This window comes from Kitasatospora sp. NPDC050463 (assembly GCF_040655255.1).
GTDB lineage: Bacteria > Actinomycetota > Actinomycetes > Streptomycetales > Streptomycetaceae > Kitasatospora.
This window is the reverse complement of record NZ_JBFAJO010000136.1, coordinates 1-10,800: the sequence shown is the minus strand read 5'-3', so window position 1 is coordinate 10,800 and position 10,800 is coordinate 1. Positions and strand designations below refer to the sequence as shown.

Here is a 10,800-nt window from a genome sequence, read left to right as displayed (position 1 = left end):
CTGATGGCGAGGATGGCCTTGGCGCGGAGGGCGACGATGCGGGCGGCGTCTTCCAATGTGAGGGCGCCGGCGATGTGGGCGGCGGCTATTTCGCCCTGGGAGTGGCCGAGGACGGCGTCGGGGTGGACGCCGAGGGTCTGCCAGAGGCGGGCGAGGGAGACCATGACGGCGAAGAGGGCGGGTTGGACGATGTCGACGCGGGTGAGGTCGTCGTTGCCGCGCAGGACGTCGGTGAGGGACCAGTCGACGTGGGGGGCGAGGGCGGCCTCGCACTGGGCGATCGACTCGGTGAACACGGTTGAGGTGTCCAGGAGTTCGGCGCCCATGCCGATCCACTGGGAGCCCTGGCCGGGGAAGACGAAGACGGTGCGTCCGGGGTTCGTGGTGCCGTGGACGACCTGGGGCGCGGTGGTGTCGTCGGCGAGTGCGGTGAGCCCGTTCAGCAGCTGGTCGCGGCTGTCGCCGATCACCACCGCCCGCTGTTCGAACAGTGACCGCTCGGCCGTCAATGCCCGGGCCACGTCGGCCGGTTGCCACTCCGGGTGGGTCTCGACGGCCGCGTGCAGCTGTGCGGCCTGGGCGCGCAGCGCCTCGGGGGTCCGCGCGGAGACCACCCAGGGCAGTACGCCGCCAACCGTCTCCGGGCCCGCCGCCGTTTCGTCCGCCGGCGCCGGTTCGTGGGCCGGTGCCTGTTCCAGGATGACGTGCGCGTTGGTGCCACTGACCCCGAAGGAGGAGACGGCGGCTCGCCGGGGCCGGCCGGTCGCGGGCCATTCCCGGTTCTCGGTGAGCAGTTCGACCGCGCCGGCGGTCCAGTCGACGTGGCTGGTCGGTTCGTCGACGTGAAGGGTGGCGGGCAGCACGCCGTGCTGCATCGCCATCACCATCTTGATCACGCCGCCGACTCCGGCCGCGGCCTGCGTGTGGCCGATGTTCGACTTCAACGACCCCAGCCAGAGCGGCCGTTCGGCCGGGCGTGCCTGCCCGTAGGTGGCCAGCAGGGCCTGCGCCTCGATCGGGTCGCCGAGCCGGGTGCCCGTCCCGTGCGCCTCCACCGCGTCGATCAGGTCCGGCGAGAGCCGCGCGTCGGCGAGGGCCTGCCGGATCACCCGCTGCTGGGAGGGGCCGTTCGGCGCGGAGAGGCTGCTGCTCGCGCCGTCCTGGTTGATCGAGGAGCCGCGCAGGACGGCGAGCACCCGGTGCCCCTGGCGCTCGGCGTCGGAGAGCCGCTCGACCAGGAGCATCCCCGCGCCCTCGCCCCAGGCGGTGCCGTCGGCCGCTGCGGCGAAGGACTTGCAGCGCCCGTCCGGGGCCAATCCGCCCTGGCGGCTGAACTCGACGAAGGTGTCGGGGGTGGCCATCACGGTGACACCGCCGGCCAGTGCCATCGCGCAGTCGCCGCGACGGACGGCCTGGGCGGCGAGGTGCAGCGCGACCAGCGAGGAGGAGCAGGCCGTGTCCACCGTGACGGCCGGCCCTTCCAGGCCGAGGACGTAGGCGATCCGGCCGGACGCCACGCTGCCTGCGGTCCCGCTGCCGAGGAAGCCCGCGATCGACTCGTCCACCGAGGTCAGGCGGGTGCCGTAGTCGTGGTACATCAGGCCGGTGAAGACGCCGACCCGGGCGCCGCGCACGGCCGCCGGGGGGATGCCGGCCCGCTCGAAGGCCTCCCACGCGGTCTCCAGCAGCAGCCGCTGCTGCGGGTCCATCGCCGGTGCCTCGCGCGGGCTGATGTCGAAGAACCCCGGGTCGAAGTCGGCCGCGTCGTCGAGGAAGCCGCCCTGGCACACGTAGGAGGTGCCGGGGCGCAGGCCGTCGGGGTCGTAGAAGTCGTCGACCCGCCAGCCGCGTTCGGCGGGCGGCGCGCCGACGGCGTCGCGTCCGGCCGTCACCAGGTCCCAGAGCTCGTCCGGGGTCCGTACCCCGCCCGGGTAGCGGCAGCTCATTCCGACGATCGCGATCGGGTCGTGGTCGGCGGCCTCCAGCTCGGCCACCCGGCGGCGTGCCTCGCCGAGCTCGGCGGCAGCCCACCGGAGGTGCTCGCGAAGCTTGTCTTCTTGTGCCACTTGAGCCTGCTCCTAAAGCCGGTGCGGGGGTTTCGACCTGGTTCTGCCGGGCCCTCAGCGGGCGCGGAGCTGGTTGAGTACGTCGAAGAGTTCGTCGTCGCTCGCCGAGGTGAGGTCGGCGAGGTCGGTGCGGTCGGTGGAGTCGGTCGGGTCGGTGCTGCCCCGGCCGTCGTCGCCCCAGCGGGAGAGGAGGTCCTTCAGCCGGTGCGTGATCGCCGTCCGGGCCTGGTCGTCGTCGGCGAAGGGCGTCAGGAACGCCTCCAGCCGGTCGAGTTCCGCGAGGGCCGGGCCCATCGCCGTGGTCTCCCCGGTGCCGAACTCGGCGCAGAGGTGGTCGGCCAGGGCGGTGGCGGTGGGGTGGTCGAAGATCAGGGTGCTGGGCAGCTGGAGGCCGGTGGCGTCCTGCAGCCGTTCCTGGAGTTCGAGGTTGGCGAGCGAGTCGAAGCCCAGGTCGACGAAGCCCTGGTCCGGGTCGATGTCCTCGGGCGTGGACTCGACCAGCACGACCGCCGCGTGGGTGCGGACCAGGTCGAGCATGGCCCGTCGGCGGGCCTGCTCCGGCAGCGCCCGCAGGCGCTGTGCGAAGCCGCTCGCCGGGTCCGTGTCCGCGGCGGTGACCGGCGTCGGCGCGGGAGTCCGGGCAGGATCCGGCGCGGTGACCAACTCCCCGAGCAGCGCCGGCAGCTGCCCCTCGTCGGCGCGCTCCCGCAGCACCACGGGATCCAGCCGAACCGGGACGAGCACCGACTCAGTGATCATCATACGGGCGGCGTCGAAGAGATCAAGGGCTTCCGGCGTGGAAAGCGCACGGACCCCGTCCCGGCCCAACCGTGCGGCAGAGACGGCGTCCAGACGGTTCGTCAGGTCGCTTCGTTCAGCCCACAGCCCCCAGGCCAGGGACAGTGCGGGCAGGCCCTCGCCGTGCCGCCGCTGTGCGAGGGCGTCGAGGAAGGCGTTGGCGGCGGCGTAGTTGGCCTGTCCGGCGGTGCCGAAGGTGCCCGAGGCGGAGGAGAACAGGACGAAGGCGTCGAGACCGGTGTCGCGGGTGAGGTCGTGGAGGTGCCAGGCGGCGTCCACCTTCGGCCGCAGCACGGCGGCGAGCCGCTCGGGCGTGAGTGCGGTCAGCAGGCCGTCGTCGACCACGCCGGCCGCGTGGACGACCACCCTCAGTGGATGGGCGTCGGGCACCGAACGCAGCAGGCCGGCCAGGGCCTCCCGATCGGCGGCGTCGCAGGCGGCGACGGTGACCTCCGCGCCCAGGGCGGTGAGTTCCGCCACGAGCTCGGCCGCGCCCGGTGCCCGGTCGCCCCGGCGGCCGGTCAGCAGCAGGTGCCGGGCGCCGCGCTCGACCAGGTGCCGGGCGAGCAGGCGGCCGAGGGCGCCCGTTCCGCCGGTCACCAGGACGGTGCCGTTCGGGTCGAACGACGGGTCGCCGTCGGCGGCGCGGTCGACCTGCGTCAACCGGGGTGCCAGCAGGGCGCCCTGACGGAGCGCCAACTCCGGTTCGGTCGAGGCGACGGCCTGGGCCAGTGCACTCTCGGACGGTACCGCGTCGCCGAGGTCGAGCAGGCCGAAGCGCCTCGGGTGTTCGGCCTGCGCGGACCGCAGCAGCCCCCGTACGGCGGCCGCGGCGAGGTCGGGGGCGGGGTCGTCCGGGCCGGTGGCCTGGGCGCCGCGCGTCACCACGACCAGTCGGGCGGTGCCGAAACGGGGTTCGGCCAGCCAGGACCGCACCAGTCGCAGCGCGTCGGCGGTGGCGGCGTGGACGGCGGCCGGCCCGTCGCCGTCGGCCGGCGGCAGGGGCGCGAGCACCACGTCCGGCACCGGGGCGCCGGAGCCGGCCAGGGCGGCGAGGTCGGGATGGTGCGGGTGGGGACCGGCCGGGATCCCGGGGCCGACCACCGCCGTCCGTACGGCGGTTGGGTGCGGGTCCACCGGGACCGGCGCCCAGCGGACCCGCCACAGCGGTGCCGGGTCGGCCGCGTCGTCGGGCATCGGCCGGGACCGCAGGCTCGCGACCGACGCCATCGGGACGCCGGCCGCGTCGGCGGCCTCGAAGGCCACCGCGTCCGGGCCGGCCGGGGCGAGCCGCACCCGCAGGGCCGCGGGGCCGGCCGGCCGCACCGAGACGCCGTGCCACGCGAACGGTACCGGCACCCGCCCCGCCGCCTGCGGCGAACCGACCGCGTACGCCTGGAGGGCGGCGTCCAGCAGCGCCGGGTGGAGGCCGTACCGGGCGGCCTCGCTCCGGTCCGCCTCCGGCAGGGCGACCTCGGCGAACACCTCGTCACCGCGCCGCCAGAGCGCGCGCAGCCCGCGGAAGGCCGGGCCGTAGTCGACGCCGAGGGCGGCCAGCCGGCGGTAGCACCCGTCGAGGGCGACCGGCTCGGCGCCGGGCGGCGGCCAGGCCACCAGGTCGGAGGACTCGACGGGGACCTCGGGAGCCAGCACGGCGGTGGCATGCCGGGTCCAGGGGGCGTCCTCGGGGGCGGCGGCGCGCGCGGACAGCTCCACCGGCCGGCGTCCGGACCCGTCCGGAGCGCCGACGGCCAGCCGGATCCGGACGCCGGCCTCCGGGGCGGCTCCGGGCGCGGGCAGCTCCAGCGGGGCGAGCAGGGTCAGCTCGGCGATGTGTGCGCAGCCCGTCCGGGCGCCCGCCCGGCGGACCAGCTCGACCACGGCGGTACCGGCCAGCAGGACCCGCCCCCGGACGGTGTGGTCGCCGAGCCACGGCAGCTCGCGCGGTGAGAGCCGGCCAGTGAACAGCAGCCCTTCGCCGTCCGGCAGTTCGACGACGGCCCGGAGCAGCGGGTGGTCCGCCGGGGCCAGCCCGGCGGCCTGCACGTCGGGGTCGGCCGGTCCGTCCTCCAGCCAGTGGCGCCGGCGCTGGAAGGCGTACGTCGGCAGGTCGACCGGGCGGAGCCCGGCGTCGGGGAACGCCGCCGACCAGTCGACCGGCCCGCCGTGGACGTACAGTTCGGCGAGGCCGGTGAGGACGGCCTCCGCGCCGCCGAGCACCTGGACGCCGGGGCCGGCGATCCGCGCGACCCGCGCCGTCAGCTCGGTGTCGAGCACCACGAACCGGGTGTGGCCGCGGCCCAGCAGCTCCGGTACGGACTCGTCCGGACCGGTGGTGAGCACGGGCATCCGGGGGCCGGCCGGATCGGGCCGCTTGCCGCGGACCGCCGCGCGTGCCCCGTCCACCAGGGACAGCGCCCCCGCGACACAGGCGCCCGCGACCAGGCCGGCGCCCGGCGCGACCAGGGCGGCCGGGCGGACCCCGTGCCCCTCCCAGAGCCCGGCGAGGGCGACCAGCAGCGCCCAGTGCACCGCACGGCCGACCTCGGCCCGCGCCGGGTCGGGCGCGCCCGGGGCGCCGCGCAGCACATCCGTCGCGGACCAGCCCGCGGCCTCGGCCAGCGCCGCGTCGCACGCGGCGAGCCGGGCGGCGAACAGCGGCGACTCGTCCAGCAGCCGGACCGCCAGGTCGAGCCGGTCCGTGGGCCGGTCCGGCAGCACGAAGACCACCCGCTCGTCCCCGCCGGCGACGCCTTCGACCAGCCCGGGCCGTGCCTCGCCGGCCGCCAGGGCCGCCAGGCCCGCCCGCAGCCCGGGCAGGTCGGCGCCGAGCAGCACGGCCCGGTGCTCGAAGGCCGTCCGGGTGCGGGCCAGGGCCGCGCCGACCTCGGCCGCGGAGCGCGCCGGGTGCTCGTCGAGGTGGGTCAGCAGCCGCCCGGCCTGCGCACGCAGCGCGGCCGCCGTCCGGCCGGAGAGGACCCACGGCACGGTCGCGGCGCCGGCCGGCGCCCCCTCGCGCGCCCCCTCGCGCGCCCCCTCGGGCGCCTCAGCGGCGGTCTCAGCGGGGGCCTCCTCCAGGACGAGGTGCGCATTGGTGCCGCTCACCCCGAAGGACGACACACCGGCCCGGCGCGGCTGCCCGGTCGCCGGCCACGCGCGCCCTTCGGTGAGCAGTTCGACCGCACCGGCGGTCCAGTCCACGTGCGGGTTGGGCTCGTCCAGGTGCAGGGTGCGCGGCAGCACGCCGTGCCGCATCGCCATCACCATCTTGATCACGCCGGCCACGCCCGCCGCCGCCTGCGCGTGGCCGATGTTGGACTTCACCGAGCCGAGGTACAGAGGGCGCCCGTCGGCCCGGTCCTGCCCGTAGGTGGCCAGCAGTGCCTGCGCCTCGATCGGATCGCCGAGCGTCGTCCCGGTGCCGTGCGCCTCCACCGCGTCGACGTCGCACGCCGACAGCCCGGCGTGCTCCAGCGCCTGCCGGATCACCCGCTGCTGCGCCGGCCCGCTCGGCGCGGTCAGCCCGCTGCTGGCGCCGTCCTGGTTGACCGCGCTGCCGCGGATCACCGCGAGCACCCGGCGCCCGGCGCGCCGCGCGTCGGAGAGCCGCTCCAGCAGCAGCAGGCCGACGCCCTCGCCCAGCCCCGTCCCGTCGGCCCCGGCCGCGAACGCCTTGCACCGCGCGTCGCCGGCCAGTCCGCGCTGGCGGCTGAACTCGACCAGCGCCATCGGCGAGGCCATCACCGTCACCCCGCCGGCCAGCGCCAACGAGCACTCGCCGGTCCGGAGCGACTGCGCCGCCTGGTGCAGCGCGACCAGCGAGGACGAGCACGCGGTGTCCAGAGTGACGGCCGGTCCCTCCAGGCCCAGGGTGTAGGCGACCCGGCCGGACGCGACGCTGCCGGTACTGCCATTGCCGACGTAGCCCTCGAACTCGCCCGGCACCCGGCGCAGACGCGAGGCGTAGTCCTGGTAGATGACCCCGGCGAACACACCGGTCCGGGACCCGCGCACCGAGGACGGGTCGATGCCGGCCCGCTCGAAGGCCTCCCAGGCGGTCTCCAGCAGCAGCCGCTGCTGCGGGTCGGTGGCCAGCGCCTCCCGGGTGCTCATGCCGAAGAACGCCGGGTCGAAGTCGGCCGCGTCGTGCAGGAACCCGCCCTCACGGACGTACACCGAGCCGTGGCGCGCCGGGTCGGGGTCGTGCAGGCCCTCGTTCCAGCCGCGGTCGGCCGGGAACGGCGAGATCGCGTCCCGCTCCTCGGCGACCAGACACCAGAGGTCCTCGGGTGAGGTGACGCCGCCGGGGTAGCGGCAGGCCATGCCGATGACGGCGATCGGCTCGCGGGCCCCGTCCTCGGCCTCCTGGAGCCGCCGGCGCGTCCTGCGCAGGTCGACGGTCAGCCGCTTGAGGGTGTCGAGGACCTTCTCGTCACTCGTCATTGCGCTGTGCGCCTCTCTTCTCGACGGGGCCGGCGACGGCTCGGGGCTGGCGGGTTCACGGGTTCTGCAGTTCGCTGTCGACGATGTCGAGGAGCTCGTCGAGGGTCGCGTCCCCGAACTCGTCCTCGTCCGGGTCCTGCTGCTCGCCGGGTCGGTCCGCGGTGGCCGGCCCGGCGGCGTCCAGCTGCGCCGCCAGCCCGCGCAGCCGGGCGGCGAGCCGCTCGCGCGCGGGGTCCCCGGCAGCCAGGTCGCGCAGGCCGGCCTCCAGGTCGTCCAGGTCGACGGGGGCCCCGGTGGTACGGGCCGGCGGTGCGGCCGGCCGCTCCCGGTGCTCCAGCAGGTCCCCGAGGTGGGCGGCGACGGCGGCCGGGGTCGGGTGGTCGAAGACCAGCGTGGCCGGCAGCCGCAGCCCGGTGGCCGCGTTCAGCCGGTTGCGCAGCTCGACCCCGCGCAGCGAGTCGAAACCGGACTCCAGGAAGCCGCGCCCCGCGGCGACCGCCTCCGGCGAGGCGTGGCCGAGCACCGTGGCCACCTGGGACCGGACCAGTTCGACCAGCGCGTGCGACCGTTCGGCGGCGGTCAGGCCGGCCAGCGACAGCCCGGTGCCCGTCCCGGCCGAGGCCTCGGCCCGGGCGGCGCGTCGGGGCGCCGTGCCGAGCAGTGCCCGCAGCAGCGGTGGCCGCTGCGCGGGGTCGCCCTCGCGCAGCGCGGCGAGGTCCAGCCGGACCGGCAGCGTCAGCGGGCGGTCCTGGGCGAGCGCGGCGTCGAACAGCGCCAGGCCCTCCGCCGTGGACATCGGCAGGACGCCCGAACGCCGCATCCGGCGCCGGTCCGCCTCGCTCAGCCCGCCGGTCATCGCGCTCTCGGCGGACCACAGCCCCCACGCCATCGACACCCCGGGCAGGCCCAGCGCGCGGCGGTGCGCGGCCAGGCCGTCCAGGTAGGCGTTGGCGGCGGCGTAGTTGGCCTGCCCGGCGCTGCCCAGCACTCCGCCCGCCGCCGAGAACAGCACGAACATCGCGGGCTTGGCGTCCAAGGTGAGCTCGTGCAGGTGCCAGGCCGCGTCGGCCTTCGGGCGCAGCACGGCCCTGACCCGCTCCGGCGTGAGCGAGGCGAGAGTGCCGTCGTCCAGCACCCCGGCCGCGTGCACCACACCGGTCAGCGGGTGCTGCGCCGGGACGGCGGCGAGCACCGCGGCCAGCGCGCTCCGGTCGGCGGCGTCGCACCGGGCGACGGTCACCTCGGCGCCGAGCGCGGACAGCCGCTCGACGAGCTCGCCGGCTCCCTCGGCCTGGAGGCCCTGCCGGCTGACGAGCAGCAGGTGCCGGACGCCGTGCCGCTCGACCAGGTGCCGGGCGACCAGCGAGCCCAGTGTCCCGGTGCCGCCGGTGATCAGCACCGTGCCCTCGGGCTCCGGCGCGGGGGCGGCGGCGCCCGCGTCCGGGCGCAGCCGCGCCAGACGGGGCACGAGCACCCGGCCGGCCCGGACGGCGTACTGCGGCTCGTCGCCGCCCAGCAGGGCCGGCAACACCGCGGAGGCGTCCGCTTCGGGGCCGTCGGGGTCCGCGTCGAGGTCCACCAGGACGAACCGGTCGGGGTGCTCCGCCTGCGCGGAGCGCACCGCGCCCCAGACGGCGGCCGCGGCCGGATCGGGTGAGGCGGCCGGATCGGGCGAGCCGGCGGCATCCGTGGTGTCGACGGCGGCATCCGTGGTGTCGACGGCGCCGTGGGTCACCAGCACCAGCCGCGAGGCGGCGAACCGCTCGTCGGCGGCCCAGGCCTGGAGCAGGGCGAGCGCCCGCTCCACGGCGCCTCGGGCGGCGTCCGCGGACCGGTGCTCCCCGCCCGGCTGCGGCGTCCAGGGGACCACGACGGCCTCGGGCACCGGCGCGCCGGCCGTGACGGCGTCGGCGAGGGCCGCGAGATCCGGGTAGCAGGACGACGCGTGCGCGTCCGTGCCGAGCACGGCATGGCGGCCGGTGCGCGCGGCCGGCTCGGTGCCAGCCGGCTCGGTGCCGGCCGGCTCGGTGCCGGCCAGGTCGCTCCAGGCCAGCCGGAAGAGACAGTCGGCGGCGGTGCGGTCGGCGGCGGCGCCGAGCTGCGCCGGGGAGACCGGCCGTACCGCGAGCGATTCGATCGTCGCCACCGGCAGACCGGTCCGGTCGGCCACCGAGAGTGCCATGCCGTCCGGCCCGGTGGGCGTCAGCCGGACCCGCAGCACGGTGGCGCCGGTGGCGTGCAGGGTGACGCCCGCCCAGGAGAACGGCAGCCGCACCTGCTCGGCACCGTCGATCAGGGTGGTGTGCAGGGCCGCGTCCAGCAGCGCGGGGTGGATCCCGAACCGGTCGGCGTCGGCCGACTGCGCCTCCGGCAGCCGGACTTCGGCGTACACCTCCTCGCCGAGCCGCCAGGCGGCGTGCAGGCCCTGGAAGGCCGGACCGTACCCGAGGCCGTCCGCGGCGAGCCGCTGGTAGAGGCCGTCGACCTCGACCCGCACGGCCCCGGCCGGCGGCCAGGCGGCGCCGGTCGCCCACCCGCTGGTCGGCGCGACCGGGACGGCCGTCCCGGTCGCGTGGCACGTCCAGGTGGTGGCGTCCCCGGCGGTGGCGGCGCTGTCGGGGGCGGAGTGGACGGTGAGCGGGCGACGTCCGGCGCCGTCCGGCGCGCCGATCCGGACCTGGATCCGGACGGACTGCTGCTCGGGGAGGACGAGGGGTGCCTGGAGGGTGAGTTCCTCCAGGTGGTGGCAGCCGACCCGGTGTCCGGCCTGGAGTGCGAGTTCGACGAGCGCGGTGCCGGGGGCGAGGACGGTGCCCCAGACGGCGTGGTCGGCGAGCCAGGGATGGGTGCTGACGGAGAGTCGGCCCGTCAGGAGCAGCCCCTGGTCGTCGGGCAGCGCGACGACCGCGGCGAGCAGCGGGTGCCCGGCGGAGTCCAGCCCAGAGGTGCGCGGGTCGGCGGTCGCGGGCGCGGTGAGCCAGAAGCGCTCGCGTTGGAAGGGGTAGGTGGGGAGGTCGGGGTGGTGGCCGGGGTGGACGAGTGGGGTCCAGTCGACGGTGGTGCCGTGGGTGTGGAGGTGGGTGGCGGAGGTGAGTAGGCGGGTCCAGTGGCCTTCGTTGCGGCGCAGGGTGCCGGTGATGACGGTGGGGGTGCCGTCCAGGGTGTCCTGGATGGCGGGGGTGAGGACGGGGTGGGGGCTGGTTTCGATGAAGGTGCGGTGGCCGGTGGTCGCCAGCTGGGTGACGGCCTGTTGGAACAGGACGGGCCTTCGCAGGTTGGTGTACCAGTAGTCGGCGTCGAGGGTGGTGGTGTCGGTGAGTTGGGCGGTGACGGCCGAGATGAAGGGGATGGTGGCGGCTGTGGGTTTGATGTCGGCGAGGTCGGTGAGGAGTTGTTCGCGCAGCGTTTCGACGTGGGGGGAGTGGGAGGCGTAGTCGACGGGGATGCGGCGGGCGCGGATGCTCTGCTGTTCGCAGTGGGTGAGGAGTTCGTC

At 76.4% G+C, this 10,800-nt stretch carries 3 protein-coding genes; all 3 read right to left on the bottom strand.

The window, feature by feature from the left end:
* The coding region (locus AB0J08_RS39585) for a type I polyketide synthase (RefSeq protein WP_360644372.1) at nt 1-2,066 on the bottom strand (2,066 nt) is incomplete at its 3' end.
* 54 nt (nt 2,067-2,120) lie between these two features.
* Entirely contained in the window at nt 2,121-7,307 is a 5,187-nt protein-coding gene (locus AB0J08_RS39580; protein ID WP_360644369.1) for an SDR family NAD(P)-dependent oxidoreductase, read from the bottom strand.
* A 55-nt stretch (nt 7,308-7,362) separates the two neighbouring features.
* On the bottom strand, nt 7,363-10,800 hold a 3,438-nt coding region (locus AB0J08_RS39575), incomplete at its 5' end, for an SDR family NAD(P)-dependent oxidoreductase (protein WP_360644366.1).

Coding starts and splice junctions, on each gene's coding strand:
- AB0J08_RS39580 (WP_360644369.1), bottom strand. CDS start 7,307: ATGACGAGTGACGAGAAGGTCCTCGACACCCTCAAGCGGCTGACCGTC.